Origin of the sequence: Pseudomonas sp. B21_DOA (assembly GCA_030544685.1) — a bacterium.
Classification (GTDB): domain Bacteria; phylum Pseudomonadota; class Gammaproteobacteria; order Pseudomonadales; family Pseudomonadaceae; genus Aquipseudomonas; species Aquipseudomonas fluorescens_AO.
Genome location: CP086683.1, coordinates 4849838 through 4868551 on the forward strand (window position 1 = coordinate 4849838; position 18714 = coordinate 4868551).

At 56.5% G+C, this 18714-nt stretch carries 13 protein-coding genes and 6 pseudogenes; 9 read left to right on the forward strand and 10 right to left on the reverse strand.

Translation table 11 applies throughout. The annotated features are described in order from the left end of the window. Positions 1-144 precede the first annotated feature (144 nt). From LJU32_22340 to LJU32_22350, 3 genes and pseudogenes are all read left to right on the forward strand, one after another. Positions 145-615 (forward strand): hypothetical protein, encoded by a 471-nt coding sequence (locus tag LJU32_22340; GenBank protein WKV88207.1) that lies wholly within the window; start codon positions 145-147, stop codon positions 613-615. A gap of 123 nt (positions 616-738) precedes the next feature. Continuing rightward, positions 739-2010 carry a hypothetical protein gene (locus LJU32_22345; protein ID WKV88208.1) on the forward strand — a complete coding sequence of 424 codons (1272 nt, stop codon included), beginning with the start codon at positions 739-741 and terminating at the stop codon, positions 2008-2010. 109 nt (positions 2011-2119) lie between these two features. After that, positions 2120-2916: pseudogene (locus LJU32_22350) on the forward strand (transporter substrate-binding domain-containing protein). Between the two features lie 140 nt (positions 2917-3056). On the opposite strand, the pseudogene lepB reads toward LJU32_22350, so the two are convergent. After that, positions 3057-3616, reverse strand: a pseudogene (lepB, locus tag LJU32_22355) (signal peptidase I). 907 nt (positions 3617-4523) lie between these two features. On the opposite strand from lepB, the gene LJU32_22360 reads away from it, so the two are divergent. The 5 genes from LJU32_22360 (at position 4524) to LJU32_22380 (ending at position 8614) form a co-directional block, all read left to right on the forward strand. After that, positions 4524-4742 (forward strand): hypothetical protein, encoded by a 219-nt coding sequence (locus tag LJU32_22360; GenBank protein ID WKV91174.1) that lies wholly within the window; start codon positions 4524-4526, stop codon positions 4740-4742. Between the two features lie 596 nt (positions 4743-5338). Further along, positions 5339-5671, forward strand: coding sequence for a hypothetical protein (locus LJU32_22365; GenBank protein ID WKV88209.1), 333 nt, complete (start codon positions 5339-5341; stop codon positions 5669-5671). Next, positions 5668-5913, forward strand: a complete 246-nt coding sequence (locus LJU32_22370) for a hypothetical protein (protein WKV88210.1) — start codon at positions 5668-5670, stop codon at positions 5911-5913. The genes LJU32_22365 and LJU32_22370 overlap by 4 nt, the downstream gene beginning before the upstream one ends. 880 nt (positions 5914-6793) lie before the next feature. Continuing rightward, positions 6794-7708, forward strand: a complete 915-nt coding sequence (locus LJU32_22375) for a nucleotide-binding protein (GenBank protein ID WKV88211.1) — start codon at positions 6794-6796, stop codon at positions 7706-7708. A 141-nt stretch (positions 7709-7849) separates the two neighbouring features. Further along, positions 7850-8614 carry a hypothetical protein gene (locus tag LJU32_22380; protein ID WKV88212.1) on the forward strand — a complete coding sequence of 255 codons (765 nt, stop codon included), beginning with the start codon at positions 7850-7852 and terminating at the stop codon, positions 8612-8614. Positions 8615-8667: 53 nt separating this feature from the next. On the opposite strand, the pseudogene umuC reads toward LJU32_22380, so the two are convergent. Both umuC and LJU32_22390 read right to left on the reverse strand, forming a co-directional pair. Beyond that, positions 8668-9944, reverse strand: a pseudogene (gene umuC, locus LJU32_22385) (translesion error-prone DNA polymerase V subunit UmuC). Next, the gene (locus LJU32_22390; protein WKV88213.1) at positions 9937-10362 is read right to left on the reverse strand and encodes a S24 family peptidase; all 426 of its coding nucleotides are present in this window, start codon (positions 10360-10362) and stop codon (positions 9937-9939) included. The pseudogene umuC and the gene LJU32_22390 overlap by 8 nt, the downstream one beginning before the upstream one ends. 95 nt (positions 10363-10457) lie before the next feature. On the opposite strand from LJU32_22390, the pseudogene LJU32_22395 reads away from it, so the two are divergent. Then, positions 10458-11131 (forward strand): annotated as a pseudogene (locus LJU32_22395) (SOS response-associated peptidase family protein). 631 nt (positions 11132-11762) lie between these two features. Here LJU32_22395 and LJU32_22400 read toward each other — a convergent pair. The 7 genes and pseudogenes from LJU32_22400 to LJU32_22430 all read right to left on the reverse strand — a co-directional run bounded on the left by LJU32_22400 (position 11763) and on the right by LJU32_22430 (position 18623). Next, positions 11763-12557 (reverse strand): DNA adenine methylase, encoded by a 795-nt coding sequence (locus LJU32_22400; protein WKV88214.1) that lies wholly within the window; start codon positions 12555-12557, stop codon positions 11763-11765. A gap of 150 nt (positions 12558-12707) precedes the next feature. Beyond that, on the reverse strand, positions 12708-13253 hold the full coding sequence (locus tag LJU32_22405) for a lysis protein (protein ID WKV88215.1): 546 nt from the start codon (positions 13251-13253) through the stop codon (positions 12708-12710). After that, positions 13235-13894: a glycoside hydrolase family 19 protein gene (locus LJU32_22410; GenBank protein WKV88216.1), complete on the reverse strand. Its 660-nt coding sequence runs from the start codon at positions 13892-13894 to the stop codon at positions 13235-13237. Before LJU32_22410 ends, LJU32_22405 begins: the two co-directional genes overlap by 19 nt. A 57-nt stretch (positions 13895-13951) precedes the next feature. Next, positions 13952-15013: a late control protein gene (locus tag LJU32_22415; protein WKV88217.1), complete on the reverse strand. Its 1062-nt coding sequence runs from the start codon at positions 15011-15013 to the stop codon at positions 13952-13954. A gap of 80 nt (positions 15014-15093) precedes the next feature. Then, entirely contained in the window at positions 15094-15300 is a 207-nt protein-coding gene (locus tag LJU32_22420) for a tail protein X (GenBank protein ID WKV88218.1), read from the reverse strand. Beyond that, positions 15275-16119 (reverse strand): annotated as a pseudogene (locus LJU32_22425) (phage tail protein). The gene LJU32_22420 and the pseudogene LJU32_22425 overlap by 26 nt, the downstream one beginning before the upstream one ends. 12 nt (positions 16120-16131) lie before the next feature. Then, positions 16132-18623: pseudogene (locus LJU32_22430) on the reverse strand (phage tail tape measure protein). Positions 18624-18714 lie beyond the last annotated feature (91 nt).

The following is an 18714-nucleotide window of genomic DNA, read 5'->3' on the forward strand; positions in this document are numbered from 1 at the left end:
CTGCGTCCATGGTTTTCGATCCTGACCGACTTGGCCAGCGCTGATTTCGACACGCTTGTGTTGCAGGCGCATGACGCAAGGCAACGTCGTACACCGTTGAAAGGTCTACGATTAACAGGCAGACATCAAACCGAGGGATCCGAAATGAGTAAAGCAGACGAACTCGCCGCCAAACTCAAGCAAACCCGGCACACCCATGCCGATGCCGCGCTGGAGATCGATTGCTGGCCGGCGCAGGTGTACGACTTGTACCACCGCATCGAAGCGTGGCTGCAACCGGTGACTGAGGTTGGTTTGAAGATTCGGCGCAATCCCACGCACATCTGCGAAAGCTCCCCGGATGGCGAAAGCCACGATTACGCCATCGACCAACTGGTGATCGAAGCCAATGAGCGAAGCCTGACATTTGATCCCATTGCAAGGTTTACCGAGGATGGCGCCGGGCGGGTGCAGATCAACCCGTCAGCCACGGACACTTATCTGCTGCGTACAGTGGATGAGCATGGTGAGAGCCATTGGTGGATGCAGTCGATTGAAACCGGCCAGGAGCTGGATGCCATCGCCCTGACCGAAAACAATCTGCTGCAGGTGGTGCAGGAAGGATTGGGGCTTTAAATTCTTTCCATCACGACCAACTCAGAAAAACAGACCAATTGCATTGAATGGCCGGATTTCTAAAGAAATCTGGCCATTTGTCGTTACAGAACCACCAATCAAACCCGATGGAATCTTGATCGCATGGATGCTTCGCCCGCACCAACGTTTACGCAGTTCTTCAAACGCAATTTCAAACGTATTCTTGATTACTGGAGCCAGATCACCGTCACTCTGGGCTTTCTCGGCGCGGGGTTGGCAATCCTTGGGCTATACGTCTACACCCGGGCAATTGGTCGTACTGACCTTTTCCTGGCAGGCAGCGATGCCAAGTCAGCCCTTGCTATCTGGCTTTTACTGATCGTGCTGATCATGGTGGGCTACCTTGGCGTACTCTCCGCCAGTGCTTGGTTCTACGGTATTACCGTATCGATGTTCGAAAAAGTGCCAAAAAGGCACAAACAGATCGCTACCTATTTGCTGCTTCCTTTGTGTTTTGGCTTTTGTACTTTCATTTTTCTACTTTTCAAATTCTCGAACACATTCAGCGCCGGAATTTCGATGCTGTTTGTTTTTTCCATGACCCTGCTGGCCTATTTCGCACTTTTCCTGTTCAAACACTTTCGAAAGATTTTCAACAAAAACACCCGACGAATGGGAGGCTGGAAGAAAAACGGTTTCCGACTCTTGATCGGTGGCATGATCGGCTTAGCCGTTCTGTGTGCGTCACTCCCCACATTGCTGATCCTCGAGACCTACGTCGGCGATGATAATGCGCAGGCGGTAGTGGTTGTCGGGTTGTTTTCCCTCGGCACACTCATTTTCAGTCTCGTCCCGATTTTGATTTTTTATATCAGCAGAGGCCATGTCTTTGCGCGTATCGCTTATGGAATCGCAACAGCACTGGTTCTGTTCAGCGGGTTTCTTCTTTTATCGCCAGGTGCAATGCCAAGCATCACCTACGCAGCTGCTGGAAATCTGGCGATTCGTCAACCACCGGCGCGATTCATACTTGACGAAAACATCAGTCTGGACGATCTGGATAACAGACTGTGGCGAACCACACTCAATGAAAAACAAAAGATCGAAGTCACGGCGTTTCCCTTGTTCACCTTTGGCGACATCTTGCTGTTGTGCAGCAGAGACCTGCAGCGTTTGAACCTGTATGAATTGCCTCGCTACACACACTTTTGCATCGCCACACGTAACAGCAAGGTCACTCAGAAACCTTTGCGTCCAGGGCTTGCGCCGCTACTCAGCTGGCAGCAGCGTGCTGAACACATCGTTGGCTGGGATCACTTGCGCTCAGCCATTCTCAAACCGATTCACCTATCGCCACAGGTCCTCCAACTCCAACGCCGCATTGAGCAGTTGGCTGAACCTGTCAAAACTGTAATCCCCTACTCAGCCAACTGAATGCTGGCGCTGGTGGCGTTGCCCGGTACGTTGAGTCCGGGCGCGGGATGACACCCGAGAAGGCCTTTCACTACACTGGGCCACCTTCCTTCTCAGAAACCCGATCACAATGACAATGCCAAAAACGATGATCCTCTGCGGCCTGCTGACCGTGGCCGCCGTCGCCGTCGCCGTCGCTCACGCCGAGCCAAGCACTTCGCACCTCGACAGCATCCAGCAACAACGCCAGTTGCGCGTCTGCACCACGGGCGACTACAAGCCGTACACCTTCAAACGTCCCGACGGCGACTTCGAAGGCATCGACATCGCCATGGCTCGCTCACTGGCCGACAGCCTCGGCGTCAAGGTGCAATGGGTGCAGACCACTTGGAAAACCTTGATGCCCGACATGCAGGCCGGCAAATGCGACATCGGCATGGGCGGCATCTCGGTCACACTCGAGCGGCAGAAAAAGCCTACTTCAGCAACACCCTCGACACCGACGGCAAAATCCCGCTGGTGCGCTGCGCCGACCAGTCGAAATACCAGACCATCGACCAGATCAACCAGCCCAACGTGCGCCTGGTGGAACCGGCCGGCGGCACCAACGAAGCCTTCGTCCACGCCTTCCTGCCCCAAGCGCAACTGGCCCTGCACGACAACGTGACGATCTTCCAGCAACTGCTCGACAACAAAGCCGACGTGATGATCACCGACGCCTCGGAAGCGCTGTATCAGCAGAAACTCAAACCCGGCTTGTGCGCAGTGAATCCGCATCAGTACATGCAATACGGCGAGAAGGCTTACTTGCTGCCGCGCGATGACATCAGCTGGAAACTGTATGTCGATCAGTGGCTGCATTTGAGCAAGGTCACTGGCAAGTATCAGCAGACGTTGAGCGAGTGGATTGCGGTGCCGGGGCAGTAATGGTTATCGTCGTGCAGCATGGCGGAGCTTTAATGATTGAGGCTGCTGCCGATGCTGTTGCCGCCGTACTTCAGTGTGTTGGTGTTATGGCTTTCCGGCGATGCGCAATCGCCGGAGAAGCAAGTGCCTGCAAGAGTCCCTCAAGGGAAAACCGTACCGATCCTTGACCGGTCTTCTGACCACCAAATCCCGGTGACTATGCCGGAGATGTCATCAACTTTCACCTGCCCCATGAATCGACTGTCATTGCTGCTATCGCGGTTATCGCCGAGCAGATAGACATGATTGTTTTCGACCCGCGTCGGCGCAGTTTGCATATAACGAGGGTTCTTCACCCGCTCTCGCGGAGCAAAGAACAGTCCCAGGTTTTTACCATTGAGAATGACCTCCCCGTCGACTATCGACAAGGTATCGCCCCCACAGCCGCAACGCGTTTGACCGCTTCGGTACCGTTGTAGCGATAGACCACGATATCTCCCACCTGCGGCGAGCCGATGCGCAGTTTTGTGACGATGTAATCGCCGATAGACAGAGTCGGAACCATCGAGCCGGAGGGAATGAAGTAAGTTTTGAATCCCAACGTTGCAGTTCTCAACGGCCCCAGCAATACCAGCGTGATTACGATAAGAGTTGCCACATAAAGCACATGGAATCGAATGCCAGGGCTAGTCACCGAAGTTTCGTTTCTGCGCGCCAGCATCGCCGCCACAGTCGCAGAACCCAGTTTCACTAGTACGGCGAACACGACAACAGCATATAGTCCTATCGGAGTAGTCGTTAATCCGCAAACCCCCATCAGGACAACGCCGATATAAAGCAGAGCGGCAATGCGCACCGCCCATTTGACCTGACCGACGTAGACCAGCCCCCAGCCGGCCACCAGACAGGACATGACGAACGCTTGCAGTGGGCGCTTTGGCGAGGTGGCTTCCATGACGGACTGATCCTGAAAAAACGGATGCTACTGAATTGCCATTACTCAGTCCAGTTGTCCAACGGGCATAAGCGTCGGTGCAGCGTTGAACAAGATCCGCCAATCAGCCGGAGCGTTTGCGTCCGGCCTAAACACATGACGCCGCTGTACGGATCTTTGCCTGTCCGTAATCCTGATAAACTCTTGCGCCTTCGCCTTCTTGATCCAGATTCCTCACATGTCCCTATACCCCGCCCCACTCTCCCGCCGTTTTTCCGTCGCACCCATGATGGATTGGGTGGAGCAACCCACCGGCTCCCCGCGCTGATTGGCTAAAACATCATTGCAGCGTTGCGTTGTAGCAATTTCTAAGCATCAATAATCTTGTCCCAAAAGCCGCCCGGATTAGGCATCGTACCTAGTTACAAATACGCACGTGCGTTAGCCTCTTCGCTTGGATGGGAGTTTGAATCTCTCCTTCACCGCCACATTCAGTAAACGGAACCCCCTGATTTTCCTAGATAAAGTCGGAGGTTTGTGGTTTTTTACGTCCAAAAAATGGCTATATGGGACAGATCTGGGACGATGCGCCATTCTGGTGGGAAAAGTCATCGAAACAGAGATACGTGAGCTAATCTGGTCTGGCACGCCTGAACTAGCCCTTTTTGGTAGCTTTCGCTCAAGGACGATCCAAATGCCAAATAACTCAGACTCAAATGTAACCACGGCCGACGCGCTGACTTTGTTGCTACACAACCAGCATGCGCTGGGTGCGGCGATAGAAGAGATCACTCATTGGATCTCGGGGGCTGGCGCAGATGTTGTTGCCGATAATGCTGTAGTCGCCTTAGAAACACTGGACAGGAATGCGGCAGCGATTACGGACGCGATCACGCGATTACGGCAGGTGTAGTCACTCGTAATGGTTGGCAGAGCGAGCCGACGCGCGTTCGGAGTCCATCGGATTACGCTCAACACTTTCTGGACGTTGCGAAACGAGCTGTTCCGTCGCCAATGGCCGGTGATACTCCAGCAGACATAGCGTAGGAGATCAGGTATCTCATAGCTTCTACGTCAAGCGTCTTGCCTTTGTTCTTGTGCATGAACTGGCGGCTAATGAAATAGCGGCCACAGGCATCACATTCAATATTTACCCAGTCGCCTACCAGAGATCGACGCTCCGCGTTTTCCCAACAAATCCAGCACATACATTTCATAAAAGCGCTCCTCAATGACCAATGGATTGCGCCAGAAAAAAGCAAGTTCAATGCGGAGTTTCGACCGGAATCACCGTCTATCGGTTTATATATGTCAGATGTGCGGACGTCGCGTACGTCTGATGGCGGCTTTCGTCATCCAATGAACAGATCGCCGTTTATGTTGAATTGGCCCCCACACCCTTGCCAGGTGCGGGCGCTTTTCGTGGGGCAATGAAAACCACTTGTCCACAGGCTGGACTACCATAGTCCCACCGTCTGTTTTGTTGCCGTCACCCTCCTCGAGGAAAGGGTGCTTATACCGTACGTCTACGAAGGTCCGGCCACCGTCACCGTGATGGCCCGCTATCTCGGCCTGGAACCGGCCGAGTTGACCACCCTTGAATGTCCGGTGCGCTTGCTCAACGCTGGCCCCAACCGCGTACGCGTCGAACTACAGCATTACCTGCAAGGCCCCGCGCGGGCCAACACAGTGCGGGTCATGCTGCCGCACGGGATGATGGTGCAAGGGCCAATCATCGACGGCAGCAATGAACCTACCGGCGGGTGGCTGCTGATCAATGTCGAGCAGTACGACTTGGCCTTTGAGCCACCGGGCGCTTCGAAAGAATGGCAAAGGAAATGATCAAGCATGAGGTGCTGGCCGCACTCAACCTGCCGCGCTCGGTTCATGCGCAGGCACTGAAACTGCTCACGGCCATCGCCAACGCCGGCACCGTGGCTGACACACTGCACGCGGCCGACCGTGCCGAGGGTTTCACCTTGGGCATCGAAACCGTGAAGGCACTTAACCCTGGGGTGATCGAAAGCCTATACGTAGCGTTTGATCACGCCTCACAAGCGCGTCAACGGGAAGTGGACGAATGATCGTGATGGCATTCGCGTGGAAGCTCTGAGTCTTTGGCTCTCGCTTCGGCTTTACGCTTGCTTGTGATCACTCAGTGTCAACTGCGCCATGAGTTGCTCCTGCACACTCCGATTGTGTTGGAGTAACTGAGCTTTTAGGCCCATATCCCTCGTGTTTACTGGGTTAGGAGGCCCATTTGATTAACATGCATTTATGCATGATTGGCACTGAGAGGCATTGTTTGGCGTACGGTTTGCCCCATTTTTGCCCCATGACAGCCGGACGCTGATTGAGCGTCAGAGCACTCACCATCGATAGACTTCCCGCACTATTGCGGAACAGACGCTCAGGAATTAGCATCGATCCAATTCCAAGGTGCAAGCCCGCCAAGCCCCACAAGGGCGATTCTGGGCAGATCTTCATCTTCTCCAGATCGATCTCTGGGTTGCTTTGAATCAGCCGGGAACTCAACTTCAATTTCTGATTTGGGTACCGACCAATGTTAAAGCACCTCGCGGCTTGCTTAAGAATTGTTGCTACATCGCCACAGCTACGACTTCTCCTACTCCCCATATCATATTCAATTCCAGTCTTATCCTTTGCCTTGCTGATCTGGGTGTGTCACACCACGTAGCCAGGAGCAGACCGCTGTTTTTCACTTATGGCTGAGAGCTTTGGGCAAAGACAGCGAATGGATTTTCAACGTAAGGATAGGGATTCTGACGAGCTTGTCGCACCGACGCAGCCATGGTTTTTACAAGGATCATATCGGGCTCACGGCCGTCTGTAGCGGCACATGAACAGTAATACTGTGCGCCCCGGAGCGCGCGAGGCACTATGCTTACACCCTTCATGCTTTCCTTTTGAACTCATCGCTCCAATGGCGGCGGTTGAGATTCAATGCTACTCACCTTCAAGGAATTTGATTTCATGGCTAGAAAAACAACGCCCCCAACGCAAATTGCCCCGAAATTGACGTTAACAGCCCAAGACATTGAGCGTGCATTATCTCGACTTGAAGATCGGATAAACGAGCTGAAAGCGTTCGACGTAAATACCGTTAGCTTAGGTATGACACCAGAACTAAAAGCGCTTGAGGTAGCGGTAAAAGATACGCTGATCAGATGCTTCGGCGAAAACACTACGGCCTACTCTACCTACGAAGGTGCCTGTAATCTCACCTACTACTCTATGATGGTATCTAGGGATTCAAGGCCGAATTACGTCGCACCGGTAGACCGCAACATTAAGAGCTCAATAGCGCTGCTCGCACAAGCTCAACGAAGTCTCAATGAAGACCTCGCGGACATTCAGCATTCTTCCGCACAAAGTTTGACCATTGCTGAACCCATAGAGCCGTCGACTAAATTTAGCTCTAAGCGAGTTTTTATAGTGCATGGCCATGATGACGGGCCTAGAGAAACTGCGGCTCGCTTTTTAGAAAAAATTGGGTTTGAACCTATCATTCTTCACGAGCAGGCAAACCGTGGTCGCACGATAATAGAAAAGATCGAGGCTAATAGAGACGTGGGCTTTGCTGTGGTTCTGCTGACGCCCGATGATGAAGGCTGTGTTAAGGGTGGCAAACCTGAACCGCGCGCTCGTCAAAATGTTCTTCTTGAACTTGGATATTTTATCGGCTACTTGGGGCGTGAAAAAGTTTGCGCACTCAAAAAAGGCGGTTTAGAAATTCCGAGCGACTTCGCAGGAGTAGTGTGGACATCTATGGATAGTGATGGCTGGAAGCAAGCTCTGAGCCTAGAACTTCAGGATGCTGGTTACGAAATCGACTGGAACAAGGTTATGCGCGGCTAACCTTGGATCCGCGAAAAATAACTAGCTCGACCTTAGCAAAATCCACTTTGATCGGCGAGACCCAACCAACGAGTCATTAAAATCAGGGGTGAAAAGATGGCATTACTCAGAAGATGTAACATCTGCCTCCAGCGTCGAGAGATGACTGAGGATCATATCTTCCCTAAGTCCATTGCCATCCCCCAACAACGACAAGTCACCGAAATCCTCAAACATATTAAAAATAAAAATGGAAAACCGCATTCACGACTATTCCAAAATGGACTATTCAAAAAAACACTCTGTAGCGACTGCAATAATAGATTATTGGGAACTATTTTAGACCCAGCCTTAGAAGACATATGTAAGAAATTTTCAAACGAGCTACGGAATGTGCGCTTCCTGATGGTTCCTAACCTTATGGCCACAGATGTTCAATTAAACAAAGTTTCGAGATCAGTAGCGGGACACTTTTTAGCTGCGAGTGACACAGCACAGTGGCGACATCCACTTAGCAGGGCGCTGCGTCGCTACGTAATGAACTTCGACCGCGCATTTCCGGAGCGATATCGCTTTCAAATGTGGCTTTACCCGTTCAAGCAACAGGCGATATTAAAAGATTTGTTCCATACCATTTTCGGAAGCGGGTATGATCCGTTCGGAATATCAGCATACAAAACATTTCCGTTAGCTTTTTCCTTCTCAGACCCTATCCTCAACCCCGCTTATAAACTAGACGGTATTTTAGACGTTTCTTCTTTTCTTGACGGCCCGCTAGACCGAAAGGCTAATATTCACCTAAGGGCTGGGGTCACTGTAGACCCCAACTGGCCTTACGCACCCCACAAACATGGCGCAATTCTTTCAAGCGATAATGGCAGTGTTCAAACCAAACCCTACATGAAAATAAAAACATACCCTTACTAGTGAATTTTTTACGACTGTCGAGTTAAGATATTCTTACGAAAAGCACGCCTTAATTATCTACAGCTAACTGTCCATAATTGATCCAAGCGCGTGGTGTAGCTTTGACTCATCATTTCCCGACGCATGCCCCAATCTGGATTGCTCGGTACACTCGCGGACCGGAGCGTACCCCTACCCCACCGTCCATTGATCTCGTCCAACACCGCCATCACCCTTGTTGCCTCAGTGGGTTGAGAAATGGCAAACAGATCATCCGTGTATTCACCCGGCTGGCATAGATTCAGCAATAGGACTTCCGCCTTGCTGTAACTGAATCCAGGACGGAATACGCGATCAAGTGCATCGACCGCTGCCGTCGTTAACAGCCGAACATCATCCGTTGGGTACGGTAGATCGATCACCACACCGTTTGCGTATTTAGCCTCATCGGGGTTGAACATGCCGGTGCGGATGCTGACGCGAATCTTCTTGCACAGCGACTTCTGCGCCCTGAGCTTTTCCGAAGCACGCATCATGTAGGTGGCCACAGCTTCCATGATCGGTGCCAGCTCCGTAAGCCGCTTCCCGAACATCCGGCTGCAGCAGATCTCCTGCTTTGGCGGATCCGGCTCGTCCAGCTCCAGGCACGGCGTGCCGGCCAGCTCCCAGGCGGTTTTCTCTATCACCACGCTATAATTTTTTCTCAACGTCCACGGGTCGGCCTTGGCCAGATCCATGGCGGTCTTGATCCCCATGCCATCCAGGTGCACTTTCATGCGCCGGCCTACTCCCAGACCTCAGCGACATCCGTGTTGCGAAGCACCCAGTCGCGCTTGATTGGGTCGCAGATGTTCACGACGCCACCGGTTTGCGCCTGCAGGCGCTTGGCAGTGTGGTTGGCCAGCTTGGCTAAAGTTTTGGTGTGAGCGATGCCGACACCGACCGGGATGCCCGTGCAGCGCAGCACCTGGCTGCGGATCTTGCGGCCAAGGGCGTCTAGGCCATTAATGCCGGTAAGGTCGACGAAGGCTTCGTCGATGCTATAGACCTCAACGGCCGGCACCATCGATTCGATCAGCGTCATGACACGCTCACTCATGTCGCCGTATAGCGCATAGTTCGAGGAGAACGGGACGATGCCATGCTGCTTGAGCTTGTGCTTGATCTGGAAGTACGGCTCGCCCATTTTCACGTAGGGCTTGGCATCGTAGCTCCGCGCGATGACGCAGCCGTCGTTGTTCGACAGCACCACGATAGGCACCTTCGCCAGGTCAGGACGAAACACGCGTTCGCAACTGGCGTAGAAGCTGTTGCAATCGATCAGGCCGAATACCGGCAGCGTCTTAGACATGGCTGCGCACGCTGCTGGTGATCACACCCCAAATTGCCAGCTCATCACCCTCAAGGACATACCGTGGCGGATACTTGGGGTTTTCCGACATCAGTATTACGTCGCTACCGCGAAGGCACAGACGCTTGCACACGGGTTCGTTATTCAACAACGCAATGACGATGTGGCCGTGAGCTGGCTCGATTGATCGATCGACAATGGCCAGGTCCCCTTCGTAGATCCCGGCACCCTGCATGCTTTCACCGGTGAGCGACACCAAATAGACGTGTGGCGCGCGAATGTTCAGCACCTCATCCAACGATATCTGCGCTTCGATGTGATCCGCTGCCGGCGAAGGAAAGCCGGCCGGGACTCGGAAGAGACACAGCGGCACCTTCAAGCCGCCCTGACTGATGGGACCTAGAATTGAGTAACTCATGACGCACGACTTCCAGAACTGTACGAATATACAGTTAACTTTCTGAATGGCTTGCGGTCAATTTTTGTAGGAAATATCAGATAGGCGGGCGGGCAATGTGCGGACGACTCTCGCAGTACAGCGGCATTCACGACTTCGTTGCCGCATTGAGCATGCCCAACGCGCTCGTCAACCACATCGGGGATTTGCCGCTCGAACGCTACAACGCAGCTCCCACAACACAGCTTGCGCTCTTTCACCAGGAGGAAGGATTTCTGCATGCAGACATGGTCCGCTGGGGATGGCGGCCCCATTGGGCAAAAGATCGTGCAGCCCCATCAATGCTCGGGTAGAGAAAGTCGCGCACGGCCCATTCTTTCGTGCCATCTGGCCGCATCGAGCTATCGTCGCGATCAATAACTGGTTCGAGTGGGTGGATGAAGGAGGACCTAAAAAGCAGCCGTACTTGATTCGCCGCCGAGACCGGGCGCCCATTCTGTGTGCTGCAATTGGGCAATATCCAAGCGCCGGGCGAGAACCTACCGAGCATGACGGCTTCGTAATCATCACCGCTGACAGTGCCGGTGGGATGGTGGATATCCATGACCGGCGTCCGGTAGCGCTCTCACCCGAGCTAGCGCGTGAATGGCTGGATCCAGCCACACCCAAAGAGCGCGCCGAAGAAATGGTGCTTCACCAAGGTGAACCGACAGATGTGTTTGAATGGTTCAAGGTGGATCGAGCGATTGGCAATGTTCGCAACCAAGGGCTGCGCTCATCGCTGCAGTGACTCCAACGCCGGGCTAACCCACTCTGCGCACGTTGACTGCTAGCAACACGATTTACAACTTTCGTGTAAATAACAGATTAACTGTTTAGACGTGGCGATTACTTGCGAAGCCAGTAACAACAAGCACTTCGCTCTACCACGGTCGGAAAAAGACCACGCCTTACTTACATACGTATGTACGTAATTTCCACTTTGCGTGTAATAAACAGATGTAGGACCAACTCGAAAAACAGGTCAGATCATTCATATACACCCATTGCCCGATACCAGCTTGCGATATACACCCATTGCCCTAATCCCCGACCGCCATATACCCCCTTAGCCCTAACACCATGAAGGTGATGCGGGTGCATACACATTCAGCCCTACTACAACTTCCCCGAGTGGATTCGCAGCAGCAGACGTAATTAATCTCGATCAACCATTGACGAATACCGCTATAAACATCTAGTTTAAAAACAGATCGACCTACTCCTTTCCGCTACCGCGCCCATAAGCGCGGCACGTTTCTTTGCGAGAATAAAAAATGAATGTTCTGATTCTTCTGATGGCGACTGTCGAGTTTCTTATAAAACTCACCGAGCTGTTGCAGCTGTGGGGTATTGGATGCCCCGGATTCGCACCCTGGTGATCAGAACAGCCCACCCAACGCTGCCGGCTCCCAATTCATGATCACCAGCTCGCCACTGACTTCGGCCTTCCCCTGTCGCTGGTTGGTCGTGGTGTAGCGAATGTCCAAGGTCTCGAAGTGGAAGCCTTTGAACACGCGGCGGATATCGGGATGGTCGTTGATACTGACCATCACTTTGCCTTTGCAGCGGCGCATGAAGTCGGCCATCCGCTCGTAGTTCTCGAATGGAAAGTCCACGCCATATCCGGCGGTCTGCCAATAAGGCGGATCCATGTAGTGGAAGGTGTGGGCACGGTCGTAGCGTTCAGCGCATTCAAGCCATGGGAGGTTTTCGACGTAGGTGCCGGACAGGCGCTGCCACGCGGCCGAGAGGTTTTCTTCGATCCGTAGCAGATTGATGGCCGGTGCGGTGGTCGCCGTGCCAAATGTTTGACCGGAGACCTTGCCGGCAAAGGCATGGTGCTGCAGGTAGAAGAATCGGGCGGCGCGCTGGATGTCGGTGAGGGTTTCGGGGCGGGTCATTTTCTGCCATTCGAACACCTGCCGAGAACTGAGCGCCCATTTGAATTGGCGTACGAACTCTTCGAGGTGGTTCTGCACGACGCGGTAAAGCGTGACCAAGTCACCGTTGATGTCATTGAGGACTTCGACCGGTGATGGCTGGGGCTTCATGAAGTACAGCGCGGCACCGCCGGCAAAGACTTCAACGTAGCATTCGTGTGGCGGAAAAAGCGGAATGAGGCGATCGGCCAGGCGGCGTTTGCCGCCCATCCAAGGGATGATGGGTGTAGACATTGAAAGCAAGACCTTTACTGTATGGATAAACAGGTGCTAGGCTCGCCGCGCTTTGTGCACGGAGCAAGAGCCTCGGCTGGACTTGCAGGGACAATCTGCAGGGACGGCGGTCGATCTGGATGTTGACGCATCCGGACCGGCCGCTCTTTTTCACTTCGGTGTTGACACTTCTTTGGCGTATGCCTGACAGGCCGCGAGGGCAATCAGCCTCCGGTCACCGGCATCGGTGATGCCGATAATTCTTTGAGCATGCGCTGGGTCAAGTTCGGCTCTTGCGGGGCCATGAACCACGCCGCCGGCGCTGGCAGGGGCTGACACCCCGTCACAACGGCCGGCAGCGCTGCCGGCGTTGAGTAGGACTGACAGCCGGACATCAGCAGTGGCAAGGCGATCAGACAGGCGTTGCTGAGCTGTTTGCGCATCGGATAAATCCTTGTAGTGGGTTTTGTCGTTGTCTTCCAGGCGCTGCTCCAGCGCCAGGCGCTTGTCCTGCTCGATCACCAGCGCGCCTACCATCGCCTCGGCGGCCGCCCGGGCCACGTCGGCGGACTGGCGGGCCTGCTCGGCCAGCGCGTTACCGTAACGCCAGTCCTGTATCGCCCAACTGCCGGCAGCGCCGGCGCCGGCGATCGACAGCAGTACCAGGGCGATCGCCCAGGGCCGCACCGGTGCCGGAATCAGATCGAGGATTGACATAGCACCGCCTTGGCCTTGGCCCACAGCTCGCGGCGATCGGCCAGACCGGCGCTGCCCACGTTGATTTTCCGGGTGATGCCGTCGAACAGCCCCACGTCGGCCAGATCGTTAAGGCCTCGATCCCACCAGTACCAGGCCGCCGACAGCGCGGCATAGTCCGGCTGCTCCAGCAGCTCCGGCCGATCGAGCAGCGGCAGGCCGAGCGCTTGACCGCACAGGCGGTAGGTGTCGCGCCCGGTGATCTGGATCAGGCCGCGGCCTCGATAGCGGTAGCCATCGCCAGAAGCTTCGGGACCATTGCCCATGCGATTTGCATAGACGCGGTTGGCCAGCTTTTCCGAGTTGCACAGATAAGCCTTTGCGGCCTCGATCTCGGCCGGATCTGCACGGCCGTTACGGTTGTCATCGAAACCCGACTTGAACAAGGTCGCGACGCGCTCGGCGTCCCGGTAGTAGAGGCTTTCCGACAACTTGGTCAGGTGCTGCGACTCGTGCCCGCACTGGGCGATAAACGCCGCCTCGCGCACCGGCGAGGTGATGCGAAACCGCGCCATGGCCGTGACCAGCGCAGACACAAAAACGCCCGCGACTGGGCGGGCGTTGGGGAGGATCTGCAGCAATTGCTGCTGAGTGATCGGCATACAAACTCCAGGCACAAAAAAGCCGCTCAAGGCGGCGGGATTTGGTGCGCTCTCGCGCTATTTGAGGCTCACAACCTTGACCGGCTTGGCGGGTTTTTTGCCCTTCTTGCCTTTGGCTTTGGCCTTGCCATTCTTGCCGCCGTTGCACTCGACAACGGTGGTCCAGCCGGCTTGGGTGTACGTCTGCTGCACCGACTCGGCCAGATACTCGCCATCAAGTCCAACCTTGAAGCCCTGGGCGATGATCGATCGTTCGGCAAACAGATCGGTACGCCCTGCCATCTCCAGCCGCACGCCGGCGGTGGACCGGTTGAACGCCGCCAGACGGGCTTTGGCCGCTGCCTCGGCCGCCGTCTTGTTCGGGTGAATATGACGATCGGTATGCACCGCCGGCAGGCCGTCCGGGGCGTCGTCGTTCTCCAGCGACACCACCGCAAGCTTGCCGGTCTTCTTGTCCTGATGCTTGGCCCCGACCGCCTTGTGGGTGCTGCGATCGCCAAGGTGGAACTGCCAGCGGCTGACGTCTTCACGCGTGATCACGATCGGCGCAAAGGCCTTGCCGCTCGCACTCTGCCCGCCCTGACGCGGCATCACCAGTAGCTTGCCGTCGGCGACCTTGGCCGTGCAGTCGTACTGCTTGGCCAGCCGCGTGATGAAATTAAAATCGGACTCGCTGAGCTGATCGGCACGCACCACTTTCGTATTGACCGGACACATCGGCGCCCAGCCGTTGCGGGCCGCGACGTCGGCGACGATCTTGGACAACGGCACGTTTTCCCAGCTACCGCTGCGAATGGTTTTGCCGCTGCCGCGCATGTCGCTTGCCTTGCCCGTGATCACGATCGTATCCGGCGGACCGGATACCGTGACCTCGTCGACCACATAACGGCCCAGCCGGGCCAGCGACGTCTCCAGATAGCCCAAGTAGACCTCGATCCCGGCGCCCCGGGCAGGCAGCACCACCAGCCCGTCACGGTCATCAATGCGCAGTTCGAACTCGTCGGACTCCATCCCGACCTTGTCGGTGACACTCAACTGAATCAGGCGATCGTTAAGCAGCGCCGTGATGTCGTTGCCATCGGCAACAATGCGGAATCGGGGGTCATGGATTGTTTCCAAAGAAAGCCCGCACAGGGCGGGCCAAGGATTGAAGCGTTACGCGTAACGCGAGCGGACGCCGGCGGCGTGTCCGGACGGGATCAGTCCCACAAGGTCACGGCCTCGGTGATTGGGTGCGGCAGATCCGGCAGCACGATCACCACGCCGGCGCGGTAGGGCTGTTCCTCGTCGGCCAACCCCTGATTGGCGCCCAGCACCGCCTCGACGCTGCCATTCAAGTGCCCGTAAAAGTTGTGACAGATGGTATCGAGCAGATCCCCGTCAGACGTTCTGCATGTCGTCGCCATAGCGGACAAACTCCAAGGTAAAGGCCTGTTTGCGCGGGATGCCGCCGGTCATCAGCGAGCTTTGTTCCTCGTTGACGCTCTTGAGGCACCACGTTCCCAGCACGTCGCCATAGCCGGTGGTCAAGGTCAGTGGCTGAAGCTGGGCGCCCAGCGTGCGCAGCGTGTCGAGCTGCTTTAAACCGCCCTTGAAGCCCGGGAAGATCACCCCTTGAGCGTGATTTTCTCATCGCCCATGCCCACACCCTGCTGCGCCGGCCGGCGCCCCAAACGCTCTTGCGAAGCCCAACGGAATTCGGTGGAGCGGCGCAGCTCGTCAAACGCAGCGGTGTCGAGGTTGAACGTGTACTGCGGCGCCTTCGGGTCCTGCGGCTGAATGATCAGCAAGTGCGGGAACGGCTTCACCGCTTCCGGCGCCGGCGTCTGATCCGTGGCAAAGGCACCGGTGGGCACGATGTTGGCCAACGCTGGGCTGGCCTTGCCGGCGATCTTGTTGATCGCCGTGGCGGCGCGGCCGGCCTGTTCCTTCAGCACCCCCAGCCGCTCGTCGATCTGCGCCACCGCACGCGTGGCCGTGCCGTACATCGACACCACCCGCCCGACTTGCGCCTGGGCGGCATTGATCCCGCGCATGGCACGCTGAAGCTTGGCCCCGATCGCCGGACCGACAAAGGGCAAGCTCTCCAGCTCGGACGCGGCGCCGGTGATTTCCCCGATCGCGCCGTTAACCGGCGCCATCATGCCGTCAAGGCTGCGCCGGCCCGTCTCCCCGGCCGAGGCCAAGTATTTAATCCCCGACTGCAATTGCCCCAATGCTTCCATAAATCCCCCTGATCACACGTGCGGCGCATCGAACAGATTTCGGCTTTCCTGCTGCTTGGCCATGTCGCGGTAATACTGATCGAGCTGCGGTTTGATCTGCGCGAACAGTTGATTGCCGTCCTTGACGTCTCCGTTGACCGTCAGCGAGAACGGCGCATTGATCGCCACGTTGGACTCGACCTTTGGCGCCGCCGGCGCACTGGCCGGCGCTGCCTTGGCCAACGGCCCCAGCTTCGCGTCGGCACTGACTTCGGGCAGCATCATCGAGCGGCCCACATCGCCGGGCTTTGCCGAGTCGCTGGCCACTGGCGCAGCGCCAGGCGCGGCCATCATCAATGGCGTAGCAGGCTTGGCGAAGGACTTGGCGATATCGCCCATCACCGGCGCAATGTCCTTGCCGGCGTTGGCCATCATCAACGGCCCGGCGTCCGGCATTTTCTTAGCCGCCTCATCGGCACCGAACAGCGATTTGCCGACAAAGCCGCCCAGGGAGTCGCCGCCCATGTTGCCCAGCACGCCGCCGATCAAGGCGCCGATCGCCGTACCGATCACAGGCACGACCGAGCCGATCGCGGCACCGGCCGCCGCACCGGCGAGCGTGCCCGCCAAGCCGCCGGCCGCTGCACCGTAGCCCTCGGCTTTCTCGTCCTGAGTTTCGGCGTTCTGATAGGTGTCATAAGCCTTGAAACCAGCGTCAGCCACTGCGAGAACCGCCGTGCCTCTTACCGCTGATCCGATGCCAATGCCACGGCCGACACCGCGACCACCGGCCCTGCCTTTGCCCTTGCCCCCTTTGGCTTTCTTGCCGTCGCCGGCATCCACGTCGGCGCCGTCCAGACCGCCACCTGCACCACCGGCCGGCAGGTTGGTCACAATCACCTTTTGCGGGATGTTCGGATTACCCATCAGCGAACCACGGCCGATGTTCATCAGCCCCTTGGCCATCTTGAGGCCGCTCATAGCCGTCGACAGCCCAAGAATGCCGGCGGTGGCCAGCCCGATCGCAGACACCAGTCGCGGCGACTCGTCGGACAGCTTGGCCAGCCCGCGCGCGACAGAGCCGATCCCGTCTACCACAGCATCCGTCACCGGGCGCATGGCGTCGCCGATCGCGCGCATCGAGTCGTCAAGACTCTGAACCATTTCGGACTGCTTTTGCGCCGACGACTGGCGGCGCTCTTCCAGGTTCTTATCGAGAATCCCGGTCGCGCTGGCCGATTCCTTTTTCAGCTTGTCGTAAAGGTCCTTGTTCTGCATGTACGCAGTCAAAGCGCCCTTGACCTGCATGTCTGCGAACAGGTCGCCGGTACGCAACGCCGATTCCAGCGAGGCGATCATGGCCTTGGCTTTCTCGGGGTCCGATTCCTTGCTGATTGCGGCCGTCGCCTTGGCCATCTCGGCGGCCTTCTTGGGGTCGGTCGCCTCAATGTATTTTTGGGCCAGCGCAAAGCTGGATTCCAAGGTGGACTTGCCATTTTGCAGGCCGGTATTCATCGAGCCTTGATAATCAATGCCGGCCTTCTTGTAAGCCGCCACGGTATCGTTGGAACCGATTTTCTCCATCCAGTTTTTGAGGTTGTTCGCCGCCTCGTCGGAACCGCCGGCCGTCTTCATCTGCACCTGAAGCATCGAACCCAGTTGCGTCACCGAGTCCATGCCGGTAATGCCCAGCTTGCCCATACCCGCGAGCAGTTCAGGGAACCAGCGCGCCATGTCCGCCGCTTCAAAGCTGCCCGCCTGCCCTTGATAGGCGATCGCCTCAAGCGCCTTTTGCATCATTTCGGGGTCGGTGATCTTGGCGTTTTGTCCCAGGGCATTGATCATCCGGGCGGTTTCCGTGCCGTCCGAACCCTGCCCCACAGCGAACTTGGCCGCCGTCGGTGCGTAGGCCAGCGCCTTGTCCAGCTCCATGCCGGCACCCACCAGGGCGTTCACCACCTCGGCCACCTGATTGCGCGCCATGCCGGTATCGCGCGAGGTGTCGATCACGGTCTTGGACAGCGTCGCCTCTTCGGGCGTGTTGGCAATGTTGGACTTGATCGCAATGTCACGAATGATCGCGCCGTAGTCCGCGCTGATCTTCGTCGGGACCGCCATCAGCGCCGTGGCGGCCGTCGCCCGCCCGATACTGCTGCGCATCTGCTGCTTGCCTTCGTCAAGCTGCATGTGCCCTTTGGCCTTCAGCTCGGCACCCTGCGCAATCTTGCCCATTTGGCTGTAGGCCTTGCCGAGGTTGCGAACCTCAACGCCCTGCTTTTTCAGCGCGGCCAAGTTGGCTTCCAGCTTCTTGCGCAGATCCTCGGCGCCCTTCTCGCCGGCCATGTGCGCCTTTCGAAACTCGGCCTGCAGGCGCATGGTTTCGCCAATGGTCTTTTCGAGGACCCGGGCCTTTTACCGGTTTCTTCCAGCTTCTTGATACGGCCGGTGGCGTCCTTGAACGCCGCTCCCAGCGTCGAACTGACAGCCCCGCCAATCACCAGACCGAGCGCTAGTTTCTTGCTCATGTGCGTGCCCTATGTTCACCGAGTTAAAAGCGGCTCAATCCCTGAGCCACCACAGCATCCGGTCAAAGGGCATGGCCTCAATCTCGGCGGC

Coding starts and splice junctions, on each gene's coding strand:
- LJU32_22400 (WKV88214.1), bottom strand. CDS start 12,557: ATGTCTACACCCATCATCCCTTGGATGGGCGGCAAACGCCGCCTGGCC.
- LJU32_22345 (WKV88208.1), top strand. CDS start 739: ATGGATGCTTCGCCCGCACCAACGTTTACGCAGTTCTTCAAACGCAAT.
- LJU32_22420 (WKV88218.1), bottom strand. CDS start 15,300: ATGGCGACGACATGCAGAACGTCTGACGGGGATCTGCTCGATACCATC.
- LJU32_22375 (WKV88211.1), top strand. CDS start 6,794: ATGCTACTCACCTTCAAGGAATTTGATTTCATGGCTAGAAAAACAACG.
- LJU32_22405 (WKV88215.1), bottom strand. CDS start 13,253: ATGTCAATCCTCGATCTGATTCCGGCACCGGTGCGGCCCTGGGCGATC.
- LJU32_22390 (WKV88213.1), bottom strand. CDS start 10,362: ATGAGTTACTCAATTCTAGGTCCCATCAGTCAGGGCGGCTTGAAGGTG.
- LJU32_22380 (WKV88212.1), top strand. CDS start 7,850: ATGACTGAGGATCATATCTTCCCTAAGTCCATTGCCATCCCCCAACAA.
- LJU32_22370 (WKV88210.1), top strand. CDS start 5,668: ATGATCAAGCATGAGGTGCTGGCCGCACTCAACCTGCCGCGCTCGGTT.
- LJU32_22410 (WKV88216.1), bottom strand. CDS start 13,894: ATGCCGATCACTCAGCAGCAATTGCTGCAGATCCTCCCCAACGCCCGC.
- LJU32_22360 (WKV91174.1), top strand. CDS start 4,524: ATGCCAAATAACTCAGACTCAAATGTAACCACGGCCGACGCGCTGACT.
- LJU32_22340 (WKV88207.1), top strand. CDS start 145: ATGAGTAAAGCAGACGAACTCGCCGCCAAACTCAAGCAAACCCGGCAC.